This window comes from Variovorax paradoxus, from assembly GCF_030815855.1.
Taxonomy (GTDB): domain Bacteria; phylum Pseudomonadota; class Gammaproteobacteria; order Burkholderiales; family Burkholderiaceae_C; genus Variovorax; species Variovorax paradoxus_M.
Genome location: NZ_JAUSXG010000001.1, coordinates 4,593,610 through 4,614,530, shown reverse-complemented (window position 1 = coordinate 4,614,530; position 20,921 = coordinate 4,593,610). Strand labels below are relative to the sequence as shown.

19 protein-coding genes and 1 pseudogene are annotated in these 20,921 nt (G+C 62.5%); 8 read left to right on the top strand and 12 right to left on the bottom strand.

Translation table 11 applies throughout. The features are described from left to right. Window positions 1-290 precede the first annotated feature (290 nt). From QFZ42_RS22075 to QFZ42_RS22055, 5 genes are all read left to right on the top strand, one after another. Window positions 291-755, top strand: a complete 465-nt coding sequence (locus QFZ42_RS22075; protein WP_307703020.1) for a helix-turn-helix domain-containing protein — start codon at window positions 291-293, stop codon at window positions 753-755. Window positions 756-782: 27 nt separating this feature from the next. Beyond that, window positions 783-947, top strand: a complete 165-nt coding sequence (locus QFZ42_RS22070; protein WP_307703019.1) for a hypothetical protein — start codon at window positions 783-785, stop codon at window positions 945-947. A gap of 69 nt (window positions 948-1,016) precedes the next feature. Continuing rightward, entirely contained in the window at window positions 1,017-2,510 is a 1,494-nt protein-coding gene (locus QFZ42_RS22065; protein WP_307703018.1) for a Fic family protein, read from the top strand. 497 nt (window positions 2,511-3,007) lie between these two features. Further along, window positions 3,008-3,916: a LysR family transcriptional regulator gene (locus QFZ42_RS22060; protein ID WP_307703017.1), complete on the top strand. Its 909-nt coding sequence runs from the start codon at window positions 3,008-3,010 to the stop codon at window positions 3,914-3,916. Between the two features lie 125 nt (window positions 3,917-4,041). Beyond that, window positions 4,042-4,905 carry an NmrA family NAD(P)-binding protein gene (locus QFZ42_RS22055; protein ID WP_307703016.1) on the top strand — a complete coding sequence of 288 codons (864 nt, stop codon included), beginning with the start codon at window positions 4,042-4,044 and terminating at the stop codon, window positions 4,903-4,905. An 842-nt stretch (window positions 4,906-5,747) separates the two neighbouring features. Here the strand turns inward: QFZ42_RS22055 and QFZ42_RS22050 are convergent. The 4 genes from QFZ42_RS22050 to QFZ42_RS22035 form a co-directional block, all read right to left on the bottom strand. Further along, a complete protein-coding gene (locus QFZ42_RS22050) occupies window positions 5,748-6,083 on the bottom strand; it encodes a hypothetical protein (protein ID WP_307703015.1) in 336 nt (111 codons plus the stop codon). A gap of 120 nt (window positions 6,084-6,203) precedes the next feature. Continuing rightward, window positions 6,204-6,806, bottom strand: a complete 603-nt coding sequence (locus QFZ42_RS22045) for a hypothetical protein (protein WP_307703014.1) — start codon at window positions 6,804-6,806, stop codon at window positions 6,204-6,206. Window positions 6,807-6,856: 50 nt separating this feature from the next. Next, a complete protein-coding gene (locus QFZ42_RS22040) occupies window positions 6,857-7,165 on the bottom strand; it encodes a hypothetical protein (RefSeq protein WP_307703013.1) in 309 nt (102 codons plus the stop codon). Window positions 7,166-7,251: 86 nt separating this feature from the next. Further along, window positions 7,252-7,683: a hypothetical protein gene (locus QFZ42_RS22035; RefSeq protein ID WP_307703012.1), complete on the bottom strand. Its 432-nt coding sequence runs from the start codon at window positions 7,681-7,683 to the stop codon at window positions 7,252-7,254. A 357-nt stretch (window positions 7,684-8,040) separates the two neighbouring features. Between QFZ42_RS22035 and QFZ42_RS22030 the strand changes: the two genes are divergently transcribed. After that, entirely contained in the window at window positions 8,041-12,357 is a 4,317-nt protein-coding gene (locus QFZ42_RS22030; protein ID WP_307703011.1) for an RHS repeat-associated core domain-containing protein, read from the top strand. Next, window positions 12,354-12,932 carry a hypothetical protein gene (locus QFZ42_RS22025; RefSeq protein ID WP_307703010.1) on the top strand — a complete coding sequence of 193 codons (579 nt, stop codon included), beginning with the start codon at window positions 12,354-12,356 and terminating at the stop codon, window positions 12,930-12,932. Before QFZ42_RS22030 ends, QFZ42_RS22025 begins: the two co-directional genes overlap by 4 nt. Window positions 12,933-13,262: 330 nt before the next feature. On the opposite strand, the gene QFZ42_RS22020 is transcribed toward QFZ42_RS22025, so the two are convergent. The 8 genes and pseudogenes from QFZ42_RS22020 to QFZ42_RS21985 all read right to left on the bottom strand — a co-directional run bounded on the left by QFZ42_RS22020 (window position 13,263) and on the right by QFZ42_RS21985 (window position 19,949). Continuing rightward, window positions 13,263-13,565 carry a hypothetical protein gene (locus tag QFZ42_RS22020; protein ID WP_307703009.1) on the bottom strand — a complete coding sequence of 101 codons (303 nt, stop codon included), beginning with the start codon at window positions 13,563-13,565 and terminating at the stop codon, window positions 13,263-13,265. 169 nt (window positions 13,566-13,734) lie between these two features. Then, entirely contained in the window at window positions 13,735-14,001 is a 267-nt protein-coding gene (locus QFZ42_RS22015) for a helix-turn-helix transcriptional regulator (RefSeq protein ID WP_307703008.1), read from the bottom strand. 71 nt (window positions 14,002-14,072) lie between these two features. Continuing rightward, complete coding sequence (locus QFZ42_RS22010; protein ID WP_307703007.1) at window positions 14,073-15,044, bottom strand: hypothetical protein; 972 nt, start codon at window positions 15,042-15,044, stop codon at window positions 14,073-14,075. Window positions 15,045-15,049: 5 nt separating this feature from the next. Next, complete coding sequence (locus QFZ42_RS22005) at window positions 15,050-15,439, bottom strand: hypothetical protein (protein WP_307703006.1); 390 nt, start codon at window positions 15,437-15,439, stop codon at window positions 15,050-15,052. Between the two features lie 270 nt (window positions 15,440-15,709). Next, window positions 15,710-16,995, bottom strand: a pseudogene (locus QFZ42_RS22000) (tyrosine-type recombinase/integrase). Window positions 16,996-17,261: 266 nt separating this feature from the next. Further along, complete coding sequence (locus QFZ42_RS21995) at window positions 17,262-18,203, bottom strand: NAD(P)-dependent oxidoreductase (protein ID WP_373423361.1); 942 nt, start codon at window positions 18,201-18,203, stop codon at window positions 17,262-17,264. Further along, window positions 18,200-18,901, bottom strand: a complete 702-nt coding sequence (locus QFZ42_RS21990; protein WP_307703005.1) for an RraA family protein — start codon at window positions 18,899-18,901, stop codon at window positions 18,200-18,202. Before QFZ42_RS21990 ends, QFZ42_RS21995 begins: the two co-directional genes overlap by 4 nt. Window positions 18,902-18,962: 61 nt before the next feature. Then, on the bottom strand, window positions 18,963-19,949 hold the full coding sequence (locus QFZ42_RS21985) for a Bug family tripartite tricarboxylate transporter substrate binding protein (RefSeq protein ID WP_307703004.1): 987 nt from the start codon (window positions 19,947-19,949) through the stop codon (window positions 18,963-18,965). A gap of 130 nt (window positions 19,950-20,079) precedes the next feature. Here QFZ42_RS21985 and QFZ42_RS21980 point away from each other — a divergent pair, with 130 nt between their 5' ends. Continuing rightward, window positions 20,080-20,886, top strand: a complete 807-nt coding sequence (locus tag QFZ42_RS21980; protein ID WP_307703003.1) for an IclR family transcriptional regulator — start codon at window positions 20,080-20,082, stop codon at window positions 20,884-20,886. The last annotated feature ends 35 nt before the right edge of the window (window positions 20,887-20,921 follow it).

Sequence of the window (20,921 nt, the reverse complement as noted above, 5' to 3'; positions counted from 1 at the left end):
TGCCAGCACTGAGGCTTGGTGACGCTGATGGAGGACAACGTTTCTGCCACCTGCCACAAATACGGCTGGAAGGTCGGCAGCGTTGTCCAGCGCTGGAAATCGCCTGCCTTAGTGCGCTCTCTCGGGGGCATGGCCACGAGGCCGGTGGCCGCAGGATCCGGCGGTTGATTGAGGGCACCAGCTGACAAGAGCGCCATCTTCCTTCCCACGCCTGTCAATTGCGAATATTGCGTTTAGTGCGTATATTTCGCTTGAGGCGTCGGCGTAACGCCAGCTATGAAAGGACCAGCATGAACCAGATACTCGACCCAGCCAGCGAAATGGAAGCGGAAATGGCCGGCGCGGCGACGGCGTGCCTGGTTGCGGCCCTGGATCACTCCAACGCAAAAGCCGTCAAGGTGACCATCGAAGTGGAGGGGGACAGCAGGGGTGAAGCCCCGGTGCTGCTCCTGCCTCCGCGTGCGTTGCACTTCTTTGCCGACGTGCTGCGCCAGATGGCCAAGCGCGAGCCGATGATGCTTGTCCCGCAGAAGCTGGAACTCACGACGCAGCAAGCTGCGGCGCTTCTGAATGTGTCGCGCCCCTTCGTGATCAAGGAGATCGAGGCTGGCCGGCTGAAGTGCCGGCTGATCAACCGGCACCGCCGCATCGAGTTCGAAGAACTCATGCGCTACAAGGACGAGCAGAAGCAGCGGTCGGCCGGCGCCCTCAAACAATTGAATGACCTCTCCCAGGAGATGGGCGAGGAGCTGTGAGTGGCGGGAAGCGCCCGGTACACAGCGGTGCTCGATGCCAACGTCCTGTATCCGGCGTTGCTGCGCGACGTGCTGCTCAGCTTGGCCGACGCGGACTTCTATAGCGCGAAGTGGTCCGTCCACATCCGTGATGAGTGGACGCGCCGCGCCAAGCGCCAGGGAAATGACAAAATTCTGGGATCCAAGTCCTAAAATGCACGAAATCTTGTAACACTTAGGAAAAGCATGGCCTACGTGGGGTACGAATACGTGCGGTCAAGCTTGGACCTGCCCATCTTCGAAGTGAGCCGACCCGCTCTGGTCAAACCGGTCACGCGCATCATGTCATCGGCGGAGGCACTTGGCGTGCCGGCCGCCATGGCGCCGGCCGACGGCGACCTGGTAGCGCACTTGCTTTTCGCCCTCAAGCACGAGGGAGTGAACCTGCAGGTGCTTGCAGGCGCATCCAAGCACCTCGCAGGCGCCGACCTTGCCGCGGCGCTTGCCGCGACTCCGAATGGACAATACGTGCGAATGCTCTGCAGCACGTGGGAACACTTCACTGGCAACCAAGTGGTGGCCCAGCCGGTCGTCACCGCGGGCTATGTTGACTTGTTCGACGAGGGTCGTTACTACACAGGCGGCACCGACCGCGACTCTCGATGGCGAGTCAACTTCAACGGCCTCGGAACCTGGGACTACTGCGTCACAGTGGAGCGCACGGCGGCGATAAAGGACGCGCTGGACTTTGATGTGCTGGGGGCCACTCGTGAATTCGTCACCTCGCTCAACCGCGAACTCCTTGATCGCACGTTGACCTGGGCTTATCTGCACGAGACCCAAGACAGCTACGCGATAGAGAAAGAGGCGCCGTCGGAAGACAAGGCGCGCACATTCATTCGCCTGCTGCGTCAGGCGCACGAGCCACGCTCCCTTGACGAGTCATATCTGGTGGAGTTGCAGGCCTCGATCGTCTCCAATCCTTACAACCAAGCGGTTCAATACCGGACAGAGCAAAACTGGCTGAGCGACGGCGGCCGCGGCGCGCTGGGCGTGACCTTCGTGCCTCCGCGGCCTGATGATCTGCCGGAGCTGATGGATGCGTGGTCACGTTTCGCTAACGACACCGCGAAGCTTCTGGATCCACTGATGGCCGCCAGCATTGCCTCGTTCGGTTTTGTTTACTTGCACCCGTTCATGGATGGCAACGGACGTCTTTCCCGCTTTCTCTTTCACAAGGTCCTATGCCAGTCCGGTCAATTGCCCGACGGCATGCTCCTCCCGGTTTCCATAGCCATGAAGCGCCACGAGGCACAGTATCTGAGCGTCCTACAGGACTTCTCCCGTCCGGCGCGCGCGTTGGTCAATGCCAGAGCGGCCGGCGAGGGCGACTTTGAATTCACCTTCAAGTGTGACGACACGATCTTTCGGTTCTGGGATGCCACGCGCTGTGTGGAATTCGGCTTGAGCATGGCGCGCGAAGCACTGGAGGTGGAGTTGCGCAACGAGACGAACTTCATCGTTCATTTCGACGCGGTGCGCAAACAGATTGACGACCAGTACGACCTGCGTGGTTCGACGCTGGCAACGCTGGTGTCGATTGCGCTGAACAACGACGGTACGATCTCCAATAAAAAGCGAAAGCGCTACGCCGATGAGGTCGCGCCTGAGATCTTCGATGCGATCGAGGACAAGGCCCGAGAAGTTCTCACTGATGCCCTTGACGAATCTGATGGCGCGGCAAACAACACCGACCGTGACAGCGTGCCCCGCTAAACGCTGACGCTGCCGGCGCTTCCAAAGGTCGCGGCGGTCGGCCTTTTCTCGGCCAAGAGCAAACATCGTGGGCCGCTCTAACGCATCCCTCGATTGAGGAAGTTCGACTGAGAAGGTGCGTGCACGCTAACCGCGCGTGTCAACAATTGGCCGAGGCTGTCTGAAAAGACGTTCGCGGCTGGTCGCCCCATCTTGACGACTTGGTGGCTCTGGAAGCCGCGGGCTAGACTTCAGCTGTCGGCCGCAACCGGGCCTTCCGGCGCCGCCGCCCTTGTGAATATCATCAGGCCATGGCGATATTCGCGATTGCAGTCAAAGTGCCCTCGGCCGAGTCGTTCGTTGGCGACCTTCGGCAGAGCTTCGACGCAATGACGAAGCTGGCGGTGCCAGCCGCACATCACTGTGCGTGATTCGCCGCTCGCGTGCATCTAGCGCCGGGTAGAAACAATGCGCGAGTCGCAGCGACTAGCGATTCTCATCAGTCACGCAAGGTGCTAATGGCAGGATTCGACGAAAGAATTGTTAACGGCACTAGCGTTCTCGCGGCGATCATCGACAGCGGTACGTTTGCGGCGGCGGCCGACATCCTGCAGATGTCGCAGTCGGGCGTCAGCCGTGCCATCGCACGTCTCGAAGGCCGGCTGGGCATTCGCCTGCTCGAACGCACGACGCGGTCGGTCGCCCTCACGGATGAAGGCCGACGCTTCTATGAGCAGGTGGCGCCGTTGCTGGCCGGGCTCGAGGAAGCAGCGACATCCGCAGCGCAAGGAACGACCACCATTCGCGGCGTTCTGCGGGTCAACATCGACCCGTACTTTTCTCGGTTGATCTTGGGGCCGCGCCTTGGCGCGTTTCTCGAGGCGTACCCGCAATTGAAGCTCGAACTGATCACCCGCGACGAGTTGGGTGACCTTGTTGCCGATGGTTTCGACTTGGCAGTGCGTTTCGGCCATCCGCGGCCGTCGACGCTGATCGGGCGCAAGTTGCTCGACACACGGATGCTGACAGTGGCCTCGCCTGACTACTTGAAGCGCTATGGACACCCTAAGGATCCACGCGAATTGACGCTGGGCGGTCATGTCTGCATCCTGTTCCGGGACTCTGCAACCGGCCGGCCATTTCCATGGGAATTTCACAAGCGTCGCAAGAAGCTGGTGTTCCACATGGACGGAGCGTTGACGGTCAACGATGCCGGTACGCTCTACAGCGTCTGTCTCGCCGGCCATGGCCTCGCCCAGGTGATGGATCTGGGCGCTGAGCCGATGCTGGCCGATGGGCGACTGGTCAATGTCTTCCCCGATTGGCCCGACGAGCGGTTTCCGCTGTACGCGTTTCACCCTTCGCGTCAGCATCTGCCAGCGAAGACGCGCGCCTTCCTGGACTTCATCGCCGGTCTTTTGCAGTAGCGCTTGCGCGCGGCATTAATGCTTAATAAGCATGAATGAAATGACATTCATGTCATTGAGAAATGGATGGTCGAAGCTCAAACTTCTTGCACCAAGGCAATTTCTGCTGAGAAAAAGGAGTTCGGATGTTTGCCATCACGGGAATCACAGGGCAGGTCGGCGGCGCCGTTGCGCGCGCGCTCATGGAAGCGGGCAAGGATATTCGCGCCGTCGTACGCGACGCCGGCAAGGGCGCCGCATGGAAGCAGCGCGGCTGCGAAGTTGCCATTGCCTCGCTGGACGATGCCGAAGCACTCAAGAAGGCTTTCGCCGGTGTTGAGGGCGTATTCTTCGTCTTGCCGCCGGTGTTCGACCCCTCACCCGACTTTGATGAGGCCCGCCGCGTCATCGCGGCGGTGCGAGAGGCGCTCGAGTACACGTTGCCCGGCAAGCTCGTCTCTCTGTCGACGATTGGTGCTCAGTCACCACGGCCCAACCTGTTGCAGCAGCACTCATTGCAGGAGACCAGCCTGGGCACACTGCCCTTGCCCGTGACTTTCCTGCGCGCCGCCTGGTTCATGGAAAACGCGGCCTGGGACGTGGAGCCTGCGCGCACGACGGGAGTCATTCCGAGCTTCCTATGTCCGCTCGACAAGCCGGTGCCCATGGTTGCCACCGCGGATGTCGGACACCTCGCCGCTGAGTTGCTTCAGGAAAGCTGGCAGGGCAAGCGCATTGTCGAACTTGAAGGCGAGCGCTTGACGCCCAACGAGCTTGCTCTGGGGTTTGCTCGCGTTCTGGGCCACGACGTACGCACGGAGGTGGTGCCGCGCGCCAATTGGGAGGCGCTTTTCAGAGCACAAGGCTTGCGCAACCCCTTTCCGCGCATTCAGATGCTGGACGGTTTCAACGAAGGGTGGATCGAGTTCGAGAACCCGGACAAGGTCCGCAAGGGAACGGTTCCTTTGGGCGATGTACTGCGGGAACTCGTCGCGCGTCCATTGAGTTGAGCTGCGTAGCCGGCTGCTGAACAGACCGCCCTGAGCATTCGCACACGTCGTCGTGGCCTATAGAGCCACAAAACTCGTTCCCAGCGAGAAGCCAAAGTAGGCGGTTGCCGGGCCGAGCCAGAGGCAATGGAAGTCTGCTTTGGAGCAAAGCGTACTGCCGGTATGGGCCCACTGCAGTCATACGCCGCGCTCCGAAGCGGTCACTCAGAGGTAGGTAGCTCACTCGTGCTGGATGGGAGCAGAGACTCGAGTTGTTTGATGGCGCGTGCGTGCCAAGCTTCAAGCGGTGCCCACCCAACCGGCGGCTTGCCCCACCAACTCATGAACCCAGATTTTCCAAAGCCGCCAACCTCTACTCCGTAGGAGGTTCCATCGATTCCGATAGTTGAAGCCAAAGCAAAAGGCGAGAGTTGCATTGTCCGAAGCTCGGATAACAGGCCGCTGAAGCTCTCTTCGACCACGGGTGATTCCGCACCGAAAGTGATTGGCTGAGAATCAACAGTCGGGACTTGGTCCCATACGACCCGACGGACGAAGAAGCTTTTACCGCTTTCGAGGATGGACCATGCGGCGCATGGCCTAAACGAGGGATACACCCAAACGCGCAGTAGCGCGATCCCCTTTCTCGGCGCTAGACCGGGGTATTTCTCGGGTGCTTCAAGCAGGGCCAATGCCCGCTCATATTGAATCGCGCTCATCTAAACCTTATTGACTGGGCTCTTCACTTGTTGGTGGTGATCGCGAGAGGCCGCTCCTGGCCGACTGTAGCCGGCCGCGCTGCCGCGGCGACGAACCCGTTCGCCGACCTGTGCCCAGCGCAAGAGCAACAGTCGTTCGGAACGTCAGCGTAGCCGTTCCGCATTACACCAGGCACAGAAACTTGCAGCCGGCGTGCGAAGCGGTTTACCGCATTCATGGCACGGTGGGCCGTAGAGACTCATCCGGTGATGGAGAAGAGCATTGGGATTCGTCTCCCTGAAACCGGTGATTCGCTCATACGCGGCCAACGACAGATAGCCAAGACCAGCTTTCTGCGCCTCCGCCAGTGTGCATCCCGTCTCTTCTCGATATCTCTTGACCTGCTCGATGTAGCTGATCGGGTTGACTGTTTGCCATTCTTCCTCGGTCAGCATGGGCATGTCAGCCTTGCAGCGCCAACAGTACATCGTGATCGCCATTGAATCGCTCCTTACTAACCGTTTCGAACGTCTGCTTATGAGCAATTGAGGCGCGTCAGCGACCGGTCGGTTCTGGCCGTGAGGCGGCGTCCTGGTGATTGTCGTCCTCATGCCGCGAGCTCAGCAGTGCTGAACGAATGTTGTGAAGGCGCCCTTCGCCGGGTCATGGAAGACATACACCGCCGCCTCGTCATGAAAGTAGCCGGCGACAGGAAACTGCCCCAGGAAGACCAAAGGGCCAGCATCTCCGATGGGCCACGCTGGAGACTGCAACCAGCGCGGGGGCTGCTTGGCGTACTTGAACAGTTCCAGGATTCTCTGACGCAGCCATGCCTTTCTCTGTTTGGGAGGTAGACACGGCGCGGCATCGAGCAACGAGGCAATGAACTTGACGTCCGCGTCGAGCCAGCGCGGCTGGGCATCGAGCAGCAGCGCATATTCCGCGGTTGCGGCCGCGGGAAGCGCCGCCTTCACTCCGTGCTTCTGAAGCAACGAGACCAACACGTCCTTTGCGCTGAGCACGTCGCCTGGGTCGCTGAGGTCGAGTCCAATCAGGTAGTGGAATAGCGTAATCCCCGTTTGGCAAAATCGAGGAGCGCTCTCCTCCGAGAGCAACGTTTCAATGTCCGGATCGTGGTAGAGCTGTTGCTCGAACTCAGGCACCGGGGTTTTGCCAGAGACGAAGTCGCTCAGCCGTTGCAGGGCTTCAGTTGATGGGGGCATTCTCGAAGGCTTCTAGGTTGGCATCCGCCGCGAACGACCGGTGCTGGCCGTCAGGTGCCAAAGTGGCTCTTTGCATAGGCCCAAGCCTGATCGCCTTGGATACGCGCTTGCGCATCGGTCAACTTGAACACGTATGGCTCAAACGTCGGCCCCGTGCGCCCGTCGAAATAATCGACAAGAAGTCCTGCGACCTGATGATTGGCCTCGTTGAGCTGCCGAACCCCTTCGACGTTTTTGTCATAGCAAAGCACTCGCTGTCCTATCGTCAGACCGTGCGCAAGCAGCGCCATGAATCGGATGCGATCGTTGCCTGAAAGGGCTGCAAGCCAAAGCGTTTCTGAGTTGTCTGCTGAGTTCATGTGATTAGACGCCTCAATGACCGCCTCTGGCCGATTCTGCCGCAGCCGCGAAGGACTGCGCCTGGCCGCGTTTTGCCGCTGGCGGTTTAGGCGCCCTCGACCAGATGTGCAACGCCATCGCTTGGGGAGAAGCCTCCCTCTGCAACGAGGCGCCCAAGGCAGAGAATTAGATGGTAGGAGATGTTGCTGTTCATCGTCTCCCCATCGAGAGGCAGGCGAAGCAGTCCCTCAAAGATGCTCGCGACCGGCAGGAGTGAGCCGATGGGGGCGAGGGAAAGGTAGTACGCGGCCTCCATGCGAGGGTCGTTCGAATAGTCGTCGAACGGCTCACAGACCTCGGCCAAGTCGCGAACAAATGCATGGTCCCCGAGCCGGCCGCTGATTCTTGACGCGGCGGTTTGGTCGGAATGCAGCGAAGCAATCAGGTCGTCACGGAGGCTGTTGAGGCTGTTGCTCATGGATTCGAGGATGAACTGGACGACGTTGCGGAATGTCTGGTCTTGGCCGATAGTACCCATTCGTACGTGCTCTGCAGATGTCGGCAATCGCTGCACAGCTGAGTCGAGATACCTGCCTCGGGTGATGCGCGCCGTTCAAAAGTCGTCCCCTGGCAACAGCGATCTCCGCGGATTGCGTACTTTTATTTTCATCCCGTCGAAGGTGTTCCCCACGCGCTCGATTTGTCGTTGTTCGTCTGTAGCCTTTCGGCTAGTCTGAAACAAGTTGTACAGAGCGCATTGAGGGTAGGTGCGCATGGCCCGGAGGAGCGGGCGGCTGTTCAAGAATGTGCAGGCCTTGGATCAAAACGGGATCAAGAGCCCTTACCTGACTTACACCAGAAAACGGGCGGGAGGAGTTTCGTGCCACAAATTGGATTGCTGAAGCTGAAGAGCTTCAAGGGGCTTGTGTTCGCTTGCGTGCTGCTGCTACTTGCAGGCGCGCTCAGCTCATCGTTCGCAGCCCACCCGGATGCCACTTGGAGCTACCCGACTCAGGCTGAGGCAGAGGCAGCTTGCTTTGGGACCGCAAATGCGCCGAATCAAAATTGGGATTCGGCGACTTGTACGCTCTCGTCGGGCTTCTATGTGGGCTACTACAACTGGTACACCCTCATCATCATCAGGAACGGAGCAGTTGCAATTGAACGCTGGGATCTATTCCCAGGCATTAACCCCAAACCCTGCTCGACTTGTGAACAGAGTGCGAAAACGGAAGCAGCGCTTGGGGCGTACCCGAAGTGCTCCAGAGAAGATGGTCTGACCACGTCCAATCCCATCGATCTGGTCACTGCGGAAAAGTATCGCAACGAGAACGACTGGACTGATTCCGGACCATCGCCGCTCAGCTTTTCGCGCATCTACCGCAGTAACTGGGGTTTCGACCCAAACCGCACCAATGCTGGCCTGGGTCAAAGCTGGACGCATAGTCACGCCTTTCGGTTGGTGGCGACCCCGAGTGAAAATCCAACCGACGTAGCTATCGTGTCGCCGGAGGGCCACGTTCAGCTGTTCAGCAAACCCACGGGCTCATCCAACTGGGCAGCGACCGGCAGCGCAGATGCCCTGGCGCAGATTGCCTCGGGCGCGTGGGTGTACCGCAGCGCGAATGACGATGTCACTTTGGGCTTCAGCGCAGAAGGCAAGCTCGTAGGCCATGTGGCCCGCAACGGTTGGATTACAGCCTATGCCTATGATGGCGCCGGTCGGCTTGCCACGGTCGCCAACAGCTTTGGTCGTAGCATCAGTCTCGCTTACAACTCGGCGGGTCAGCTGGCTTCAATCACGACTCCAAACGCTCGGGTCGTCAGCTATGCCTACGACGCGCTGGGCCGCCTGTCTTCTGTGGCGTATCCTGACAACACAGCGCGTACCTTCCTCTACGAGAACGCGGCGTTCCCGCAAGCGCTGACGGGCATCAACAGCGAAACCGGTGCTCGCTGGGGAACGTTCGCATACGATGCGAAAGGTCGCTCGGTAGGTAGCGAGCTGGCCGGTGGTGTCGAGCGCTATCAAGTCGCTTATCCGGCGAACGGCAACCCTGGTTCGACCGTAACGGATCCGCTTGGCACCGGCCGAACTTATTGGTACACCATCCGGGAACGCAACCCGGTCGTGAGCAATGGTTCATTGCCTTCGGCCACCGGCGCTGCTGATGCTCAAAGCCGGACGCAAGATGCCAACGGCCTCGTGACTTCACAGACCGACTTCAAAGGAGTGGTCACCACCACGACCTGGGACGTCACCCGGCGCCTGCCCACCTCCGTCACACGCGCCTCCGGCACCGCCGAAGCCCAGACCGTCACCACCCAGTGGCACCCGACCTTCTCGCTGCCTGCCCTCGTGACCGAGTCCGGCCGCACCACCGCGTACACCTACGACGCTCTCGGCAATGTCCTGACGAAGACCGTCACCGACACGGTGACCAACCAGGCCCAGCTCTGGCAATGGACCTACAACGCCCAGCAACTCGTGGCCATCGCCACCGAGCCCAACGGCGCCGCCACCAGCTATACCTACGACCCTCGCGGCAATGTTCTGACCTCGACCAACGCCCTGGGCCACGTCACCGGCTACACCTACGACAACGCCAACCGCGTCGTGAACGCGGCGGCCCCCAACGGCCTGGCCACTACCTACACCTACGATGCCCGCGACCGCCTGCTGACCCAGACCGTCGCCGGCCAGACCACCGCGTTGACCTACAAGCCCTACGGTACGGTCGAGACGGTGTCCCTGCCCACCGGCCTGGTCTTCACCTACAGCTACGACGCCGCCCACCGCCTCAGCGGCTGGAGCAACAACCGCGGCGATTCCGGTATCTACACCCTGGACGGCATGGGCAACCGCACCGCCGAGCAGATCAAGGACAGCGCCGGCAATGTCGCCTGGAGCGTGGTTCGCGCGATCAATAGCATCAACCGACTGTCGAGCAAGACCGAGGGCACGAACCAGACTGAATCTTTTGAGTACGACGGCAACGGTGATTTGAGTCGAGCAAAAAATGCGTTGAACCAATACACGCAGTACGGCTTAGACAGATTGCGTCGTCTGAAGGATCTCACCAATGCCGAAGGAAGGACCGCGTCCTTCAAGTACAACGCCCTCGATGCCGTCACCGAAGCCAAGGACTTCAAGGGCGTGGCCACCACCTACGCGCGCGACGCCCAAGGCAACCCGACGGCGGAGAGCAGCGCCGACACCGGCGGCGCCAGCACCCAGTACGACGCCCTGGGCCTGCCCAGCCAGATCACCGACGCCCTCGGCCAGGCCACCACCATCACCCGGGATGCCCTGGGCCGTCCCACCGGCCTGGTCTTCGCCGACGGCAAGACCACCACCCTGCGCTACGACCTGAGCGCGAACAGCAGGGGCTACCTCTCGGAGATCGTTGACCGCAGCGGCACCACCGAGTACACGCGAGACGGCTTAGGCCGCGTCACCCTGAAGAAGCAGACCCTCGCCAACGGCAGCGTGCAGCAGGTCAGCTACAGCTACAACGCGAACGGCACCTTGGCGAGCATCGGCTACCCCAACAATGGCGGCCTGCTCACGCACAGCTATGACGCCACCGGCCGCCTCACGGGCCTGAGCCTGAACGGCACCCCGCTGGTCACCGGCATCGCCTGGAACCCGCTCGGCCAGCCCACCGCCTGGACCTGGGCCTTCGCGAGCCCGAGCTTGGCCGCCAGCCGCAGCTACGACCCCGCCGGGCGGATGACCGCCACCGAGTTCAGCAGCTACGTCTACGACGCGGCCGGGCGTATCACCAGCCTGACGCAGAACCTCTACCGGCCCGCCGACACCGATCCCAGCCACAGCACCATCGGCGCGAGCGACATCACCTGGACCGTGGGCTACAACACCGTGGGCCGCATCACCGGCTTCAACGCCACCGGCAGCACCGCCGGCTTCGGCTACGACGCCAACGGCAACCGATCGAGCAGCACGCGGGTGCTCGGCACCCAGAGCACCAGCCGCACGTACGCCGTGGGCGCCACCAGCAACCAGCTCACCGGCTTCACCCAGAGCATCAACGGTGCCAGCAGCACCAGCGTCACCTACGGCTACAACGCCAACGGCGACCTCGTGAGCGATGGGCTTCGCAGCTACACCTACGACGCCGAGGGGCGCCTGGCGGCGGCCACCACCGGCGCCACCGACGTGAGCCCGACCACGCGCTACGCGCACAACGCGCTGGGTCAGCGCGTGTTCAAGACCGAGCCGCTGTACCCGCCCGGCCAGGGCGATGAGGCGGACCCGGGCTTCATGCAGAGCCTGATCGCGTTCTTCACGAAGCTGTGGAACCCGACAGCCAACCAGGCCGAGCAGCTGGGGTACGCCTATGTCTACGACGAGAACGGCAGCTTGATCTTCGAGGCTGGAAGCGGCGGGGCCAACAGTGCGGGCCAGGCCAGCTACATCTACCTGCCGACGGCCAACGGGCCGATGCCGATCGCGGCGGTGATCAATGGCGCGACCTATGCGGTGCACAGCGACCATCTGAACACGCCGCGCAAGCTCAGCAATGCGGACGGCCAACCCGCCTGGCAGTGGAGCTACAGCGCGTTCGGGGAGGACAAGCCGACCATTGCGAAGAACCGGTTCGCGAACCTGGACACCACACCCAACCCGGGCACCACCAGCATCTCCGAGGTGAAGTTCAACCTGAGGTATCCGGGGCAGTATGCGGATGAGGAGAGCGGGCTGTTCTACAACTACTTCAGGAGCTACGACGCGAGGACCGGGCGATATAGCCAGCCGGATCCGATCGGGCTCGAGGGTGGGTGGAACCGGTTCGGGTATGTTGGTGGAAATCCGCTGGGATACATCGATCCACTGGGTTTGCAGGCAGAGGAGTGGGGTCGCCCAAGCGGGCCATACTCGATTCCCAATCCGACTGGAGACGCGCAACGCGAACTGGCGCGTCGATTGACGCGTGGACTCAATCGATTCATAGACTGGTGTACAAGCAAGGTAGACGAAGAGGACAAGGCGGTGTGTGACAAGGAATACGAGAACGACCTCGATGACTGCCACGACAAATTCGCGTCAGGACTTCGTGGTTCAGGGTTTTCGTCGGCCTGGAACGCTTGTCTTCGGAATGCTGAGCGCAGGCGTGATGCATGCTACCGTGGTGAACCTGATCCCGGAGCGTTCAATGGAAATGGATGGCAAGGAGGAAAAAACCGATGACAGTCACGAAAGAATTGCGAGCCCAAATTCGAGCTCAACGTGAGCCGTTCACGGATGTGGATGGCAGGCTAGTGCCCGGCAGTATTCCCTTTTTGAGAGGGCTTATTGAGGCCGAAAAAGACCCGCTAGATCGCGATAGTTTGCTAGGGGAGCTTTCCGGTGAATATTTGCGAGCAGATTTGTACGACGAACATTTACTTGTTCAACGAGAGCGAGTGGCCAATCACCCAGAAGCTGCAGTTATGTGGCTCGGGTTGGCCCACTCGTTGGGCATGAAAAGAGATCGTGCCGATGAAGCGAAACAAGCGGTAGCCAAGGGCTTGGAAATCTCGCGTCACACCGGCACGTTAATTCGCTACTCGCTCACCTGCCAAGCAGCAGTTGCGCGTCAAACCAACGATCCTGCACTGTTTGAAAGTTCTCTTCGAGAGCTGATCGAGGATGCGGAAAACTGTCGAGAAGAAGATAGCGGCTTGGATGCCCACATATTGATCGACCTTCCGATCGGATTCTGCCCTCCCGACTTGGAAGCGAAGTATCGAAACCTTCTTGAGCAGGAAGATCGTAGTTCGTGACGCTGCGAGAACGAGATGAGGTCAACACGCCTTGATGGCTTGATTCTGTTGGTTTCCACCGATCTCTGACCCGAGTGCGTTAGCCGGTCAATTTTCGGTGGCAATCACGTCATTTAAGTACACACCCAGGCCAACCAAGCAATGATGCCCGCCATAAGTATCCAGTTTTCGTTCTAGCGGATTTGGTCTAGTTACCGTGCTATCGACCTTCACTTAACCCCCCTAGTGGCATCAGTGAACAGTCCGAGATCGCGGTTCGAATTACCCGTAACGACCACCTCTGCGGAAGGACCCGTGCCGTTGCGAGGCCACCGGCATTGAAGCCCGCCCTCACGCGCATACGGTCTCGCCAGCTTTCTCGGCGGCACGCCTGACCCGTGCGGTGAACGCGACGTAGTTCTCGCCTTGCCCCACCGAGAAGGCCGCTTCGTCCCATGCACTGAGGCCGAGGGCATGCGCCTTCGCGTCGATGCCGCTGCGTGTCTGATCCCACGCGGCGGCAGGCAGACCCGGGCTCTCGCCGATCTCCTCCGCCTCCCGCACCAGGCGCGTCACGATGTTGAGCAGGTATGCCATCCCCTTCGGTGGACTCGCCTTGGCGCACACCTCCGCAGCCTGTTCGAAGACCTCCACGTCGACACCCTTGTCGGTCCTCGGCCTTGCTCGCCGCCTCGAGCAGATAGGCCCAGATGGCGATCACCTCCGCCATGGACACGCCGGCCTTCTTGGCGATCAACCCGAGCTTCGGGTCGGTCACGGTTCCGTGATGCCATCTGAACCAATGCATATCCGCCATGACGCGTCAGACCTCCGATGCTCGCGTCTCGTGGAGCTTGGGGGACCGCACACTCGCGCCGTTCGCCGAGTCGACCTGCTCGACGATCCAGGCGTCGATGGACGACTTCAGCCACACGGTGCATCGCCGGCCCAAGGAGATGCTGCGCGGGAACGCGCCGGCGGACATGCGCGCATAGATCGCGCTCTTCTTCAGACACACGCGGCGCTCGACCTCCTGGATGCGGAGGAAGCGATCGCCTGGCGCTGCTTTGAGGACGGGTGGGGCTTCCATACGGACAGATTCGGAATTGAACATGGAGCGAGGATCGCGCGACAAAGCTGACATCCGTAAGGCACGCGATGTCACGTGGACACCATCTCCAGATCGGCCGCGCAACGGCCTTCAGGCCCTCTCGCTTCGCGTTCGACCGCATCCTTGACGCGCCGGAAATACGCCGGCCAGTGCTCGCGATCGGCGCCAAGGTCGAACTCCCGCCACCGCCCGAGGCCAAGCTCCTCGGCTTTCGCCTCGATGCTGGCCCGGCTTTGGTCCCAGGCGGCCTGCGGCATCCCCGGTCGCTCGCCGATGTCCACCGCCTCCCGCAACTGGCGCTCCACAATGCCAAGCAGGTATCCCATGCCCTTGGCGGGGTGCGCCCTGGTGCAAATCTCGGCGGCCTGCTCGAAGGTCTCCACGCCGATGCCTTTGTCGATCAGCGCGCGCAGCTTCGGATGCGACGGGCTCACATCGGTCACCCCCTTGGCCCTGATCGCCTTGCAGACGGTTCCCGCTTTCGTGGAAGTTTTCGATTGGTTGCCCCCCACTTCCCCCGCTTGCGGGGGGTAGGGGGGTGTTCTCTTATCTCTTCTCCTCTCCTCTCCTCTGGGCGTGACTTGGCGGGACGTGGCGTGACATGGCGTGACACTGATGGATTCGGTGTGACTTGGCGGGGCAGCCACCGTCACGCCTGCCGCTTCGCGTTCACGCTGGCGGCGTTTTCGTTCGGCGCCGGTGTCGTCATCGCGTTCGCGTTTGGGCTGCCGCTTTTCCCAAGCGGCAAGGCGCCCTGTGTCGCTGTCGATCAGGGCCCGGTCCCGCATGAGCCCGTGGATGCGCTGCGTGGTGCCTTCCTGCACCCCGAGGGCGAAGTCGAGGGCCTCGAAGTCAAGCGCCCCCGGATGACCACGATCCTCGCAAGCGCTGGCCGCCTCGAGCAGGCAGGCCCATACCGCGATGACCTCGGCCATCGAGCTGCCCGCCTTCTTGGCAATCAAGCCCAACTTCGGATCGGTCACCAGCCCGTGGTGCCATCGGAACCAATGCATATCGGCCATGGCGGTCAGGCTCCGTTTTCCTGAGGTCTCGGGCATTCAGGGCGGCGGACCCCGTCCAGCGCATCGCATTGGCGCTCGATCTGAGCGCTGAGCAGTCCCAGCGAAACAGTCATGAGCCGTTCCAGCGCACCGCGGTGGCAGGCGTTGAAGAAGGGTGCAGGGCTGGCGTCGGAACAGGCGGCTTCGCGTCGGTCTTCGTCCCAGGACAGCAGTTGGGCGAGCATGTGCGTGCCTTGCACCACGTCGCGCGCATCGTTGAGAAATTCGGCGAGCCGCTGCTGCGGAGGGCTCAGCCCTTCCCCTCGAACCCATTCGAAGGGCTTGAATTGAGCGGTGGGGCGATAGCTCGCGAACGAGCAGCCGGCATCGGCGCCAGCGTTAGAAGAATCGGCCATGGGCCTCCAAGGATTGCGGTTTGCTACAACCGCCGTCCTCTCTTCCAAAAGAGGGCGGCAGCTCGAACGGGTTGGAAGACCGGGCAATCCTTGCGGAAACCGGCAGGGCTCGCGCCCTCCCATTCGAGCCGCCAAAACTGGGACGCGAACGAAAAAGCCGCAGACCATGTGCGGTGACTGCGGCTTTCGTCGCAGGATTGCAGCGGGCTTCCAAACCCGACCTCGCTCCTCACGAGGCGAGAGAACTTTAAGCGCTCTCGGCCGTTCCCGTCAAGCTGCGCGCAGCGTCACCACGTCGGCGCCATGGCGCAATTCATCGAGGTAATCGGCCCACTTCTGCATCATCGAGAAACGTTCCACGCGAAACTCTGTGCGGTTGTAGGCGCGGCCGAGGCTGTCTTTCACAGCATGCGCGAGCTGCGCCTCGATCACCGATTCGTCGACGCCCAGGCGCTCCGCGAGGATGGTGCGTGCGGTCGCGCGGAACCCGTGGGCGGTCACTTCGTCTTTGCCGAATCCCATTGCGCGCAATGCGGCATTGATCGCCGCGTCGCTCATCGGGCGTTCGTGGCTGCGCTCGCCGGTGAACACGTAGGCGCTTCGGCCCGTGAGCGGGTGCAGGTCGCGCAAAGCCTCGACCGCTTGCTTCGCCAGTGGCACCAGGTGCGGTGCGCCATGCAGCTTGCCGACCTTCTTGCGCTTCATGCGCGCCGCGGGAACGGTCCACAGCGCAGCATCGAGGTCGATCTCTTCCCACTTCGCATGCCGCAGCTCGCCCGGACGCAGCAAGACCATGGGCGCCAGCTTCAGCGCGGTGCGCACGACATGCGTGCCCTTGTAGCCATCGCACGCGCGCAGCAGCTCGCCCAGGCGCTTGGGGTCGGTGATGGCCGGGAAGTGCTGCACGAGCGGTTTGCGCAAGGCATCCTTCAGGTCGCGGGCCGGATTGCTCGTCGCGCGGCCGGTGGCGACGGCGAAGCGGAAGACCTGGCCACAGTTCTCCAGCGCGCGGTGGGCGGTCTCGACCACGCCGCGAGACTCGATGCGGCGGATGACCGTCAGCAGCTCGGGCGGGTCGATCTGCGCGATGGGGCGCTTGCCGATGTAGGGGAACACGTCGTTCTCCAGCCGGCCGATGATCTTGACGCCGTAGCTCTCGGCCCAGTCAGCGCGGCGCACCTCGTACCACTCGCGGGCGACGTGCTCGAAGCTGTCGAGCACAGGCAGGCCGGCCTCGGCGCGCGCGGCCGCTTCACGGGCTTGGACATGCGCCGCGCGGACGGCCTTTCTGGCCTCGCTGGGATCGATGCCTTGGGCGACCTTCCGGCGCGCGTCCTCGGCGCGCTCGCGAGCAAGGGCGATGCCGATGGTGGGGTAGGTGCCGAGCGAGAGCGTTTTGCGCTTGCCGGCGATGCTGTAGTCGAAGCGCCATCGTGGGCGCCGCCGTTCACAAAGAGCAGGATGTAGAGGCCGTCGCCGTCGGAAATGCGCCTGCGCGGATCGCCGGGCTTGATGGATCGAAGGGCGGTGTCGGAACCGATTAGATTGCGTGGCATGATTGATTTTTGGGTGCAGTAACTGATGCAGGAACTCAAGTTCACACCCGGACAGAATTCTAGGACTGGCGCGCCTTCCAAGGCGTCTTGCGGTAGAGCCCCAGGCCACCAAATTTACTTTTGCGGTTCTCCGCTTAAGTCCAAAAGCCCTAAGTAAATCAACTGCTTAGGGCTTTTGTCATTGCACTTGCTTCCGCTGCCCGCCTGTTTGAACGCTCGCGCCGGATGATCGAATCCGTGCATCATCGTCCGCCGGCCGCCATGCCTCAGATCGTCGCCGTCCGGCGCGAGAGCACTTCCAGCAGGTTCCTTGCCGCAGCGACGCCCATGTTCACGTAAGCATCGCTGGTCACGCCGCCGATGTGCGGACTGAGCACGATGTTTTTCTCGCCCTGGAACGGATGGCCTGGCGTCATCGGCTCGACCGCGAAGCTGTCCAGTCCGGCCATGGCGACTTGGCCCGAACGCACCGCGGCCAGCAGCGCCGCTTCGTCGATCAGCCCGCCGCGCGCCGTGTTGATGACGATCACACCGCGCTTGCATTGCGCCAGGGTGCGGGCATTGAGCAGCCCGCGGTTGTCGTCGGTGAGCGGACAGTGCAGCGACACGGCGTCGGACTCGGCCCAGAGGGTTGCCAGGTCGGCGGGCTGCACACAGTCCGGAAGGTTCTTGGCGTAAGGGTCGTGGCCAAGCACACGCATGCCCAGCGCGTCGGCCATGCGCGCAAAGCGCAGGCCGATGGCGCCGAGCCCGACGACGCCGATGGTGCGCCCCCCCAGTTCAAGACTCTTGTGCGTCGCCTTGTCCCAATGGCCGGCGTGCATGCGCGCATCGAGCGCCACGACCGACTTGGCGCAAGCCAGCAGCAAGGCGAGCGCCTGCTCGGCCACTGCGGCCGCATTCGCGCCCACGGCCGCTACGACCTCGATGCCACGCGCCTGCGCCGCCGCCTTGTCGATGGTGTCGGTGCCGCTGCCGTGCTTGGAGATCACCTTCAGCGACGGTGCCGCGTCCATCACGGCGGCGCCCACCTTGCCATAGCGCACGATGATGGCCACAGGGTCGTGCGCGAGGCACAGGGCGACCAGGTTGTCCTCGGTCGGCGTCTTGCCGGCGTAGACGATGTCATGGCCTTCGAGCATCGCGAGTGCCTGCGGCGCCAGGTCGGCACCGGTGACGAGGATGGAATTCCCGGGGATGGCAGTCACAGCGTCTCGCCTTCCTTCAGCACCCCGGCCGTGCGCAGCGCCGTGTTCAGCCATTTGGCAGTGGTGTCGCCTTCCTTGATCGCGGCGATGCGCGCGGCCTCGTCACGGACCTTCCTGGCGGCCAGCGGCAGCACAGATTCGATCTTCTCGCGCTCGACCACAACCACGCCGTCGCCGTCGCCGATCACGAAGTCGCCGGAGCGCACTGTCACGCCGCCGACGGACACCGGGTGCCCGATGCGGCCGCCGATGTTCTTCGTCGGCCCGTTCGGGTTGGTGCCAACGCTGAAGACGGGAAAGTCCATCTCGTCGATCTCGAGGCTGTCGCGGCATGCCCCGTCCATCACCACACCGGCGATGCCGAGCTTCTTGCAGGCCGTCATCATGATGGTGCCCATGAGGGCGGAGCCCTGGTCGCCCTTGCCGTCGATCACGAGCACGTCGCCGCGCTTCGCCATGGCGATGGCCGCGTGAATCATCAGGTTGTCGCCAGGGCGCACTTCCACCGTGATGGCGGTGCCGGCCAGCTTCATGCGGGGGCGCAGGGCCTTGATGCGCCCGTCCAGCGCGCCGCGCCGGCCGGCCACGTCAGCGAGGATGGCTGGCTGAAACTCGGCGGCCTGCGCCACGATGTTCGCGGGCACGCGCTCGAAGTCGCGAATGATGTCGGGAAGGGGGCCGGAAAGGGTCGAAGACATGGGGTTGCTTCCAGGAACGGAGATGAGGGGAATGGGTTCAGTGGGGCGCGACCATGCCGGGTCAGTCCATCTTGACGCCGGACGACTTCACGATTGCGCCCCAGCGCACGCCATCGGTGCGGATCAGCGATGCGAACTTCTCCGGCGGGCCGGTCATCACTTCCGCGCCTTGCGCGGCGAGCTTCTTCTGCACGTCAGCCGACGCCAAGGCCTTGTTGAGCGCCGCATTCAATTTCACGACGGCGTCTTTCGGCATGGCGGCGGGACCGGCAACGCCGAACCACGTCACGGCCTCGAAGTCCTTGTAGCCCGACTCGGCCATGGTGGGCACGTCGGGCAAGTCGCGGTTGCGTTGCAGCGAGGTCACTGCCAGCGCGCGCAACTGGCCGCTCTTGATCTGTGCGATCAGTGTCGGCACCGACGAGATGTACATCTGGATCTGCCCGCCGACAAGGTCCGTGAGGCCTTGCGAGGCGCCCTTGTAGGGAACGTGTGTGAACTGCACGCCCGCGGCTTTCTGGAACTGCTCGGTGGCGAGGTGGGCCACGGTGCCGTTGCCCGAGCTCGCGTAGTTGAGTGCGGTCGGCTTGGCCTTGGCCGCGGCGACCACGTCGGAGAGTTTCTTGTAGGGCGACGTGGCGGATACCACCACCACCAGCGGCGCGGAGGCGACCAAGCCGACCGGGGCGAGGTCTTTGACCGGATCGTACGGAAGCTTCGCATAGAGCGACGGGTTGATGGCCAGGTTGCTGGTCTGGCCCAGCACCAAGGTGTAGCCGTCCGGGTTGGCCTTCACCGCAGCATCGACGCCGATGTTCCCGCCGGAGCCCGGCTTGTTGTCGATGACGATGGTCCAGCCTTCGGAGGTCGCAACCTTGTTGGCCACCTCGCGGGCAATGATGTCCGTGCCGCCGCCCGGAGGAAACGGCACCACGAGGCGGATGGGGCGCGAGGGATAGGTCTGCGCCAGTGCCAGCCCGCACGTGAACAGGAGGGCGGCGCCGAGCGCGGCGCGGCGGGAAATGGAGCTGTCGCTCGAGGTACGCATGGGTGTCTCCGAATCGTTCGATGAGTGCCTGGCAGCCTTGCTCCAGGGCATGCAGCGACTTTAGTTTTGCGTTCCGCTCCATACAATGGTGGTCCATCAGACGCAACACGGGCCAGTCCGTGAAACGAAAATGCCCATCGCAAAAAGCGTCAAAACAGTGAAGCCCAAGCGGTCGGCCGAGATCGTCGAGGCACCGCGCGAAGCCGACCTCGAGACCGCCGGTGGCGTTACGGCGGTGACCCGCGCCCTGCAGCTGCTCGATACCTTCGGAATGCAGGACGAGCGGCTTTCGCTGGCCGAACTGACACGGCGCAGCGGCATGCACAAGACCACCATCCTGCGGTTGCTTCGCACGCTGGCGCTGGCGGGTTATGTGGTGCAGCGCGACGACGGCGAATGGCGGCTCGGCCCCGCGGCCGGCTGGCTCGGCGCGCGCTACCAGGCCAGCTTCGACGCCAACAACGTGGTGGAGCCGATGCTGCTCGCGCTATCGCAGGCCACGGGAGAGAGCGCGGCGTTCTATGTGCGCGAAGGCCATTCGCGCACGTGCCTTGCGCGTGTGGAAGGGCCGCAACCCATTCGCCATCACGCGCGCATGGGCGCAATGCTTCCCCTGGAACTCGGGTCGCCCGGGCGGGTGATCCTTGCGTTCTCGGGCGAACCCGGAAAGCTCTACGAGGACATCCGCAAGAAGGGCTTTCACTTCTCCATCGGCGAGCGCGAGAAGAACGTGGCAACGGTGTCGGCGCCGGTGTTCGGCTTGCGCTGGGCCCTGCTCGGCTCCGTGTGCATTTCCGGTCCGGCGGATCGTCTGCCCAAGGCCAAGCTCCTCGGTCATGCCAAGACGATCATGAAAGCCGCCAACGAGCTTTCGTACGCACTCGCCGGCCGCCCTACGGCGCAGACGCCGGCAGTGGTTTCTACGTGGCATCCGTAGACGAATCGACGCGGTAGCGTAGGAGCGGCCGGTTG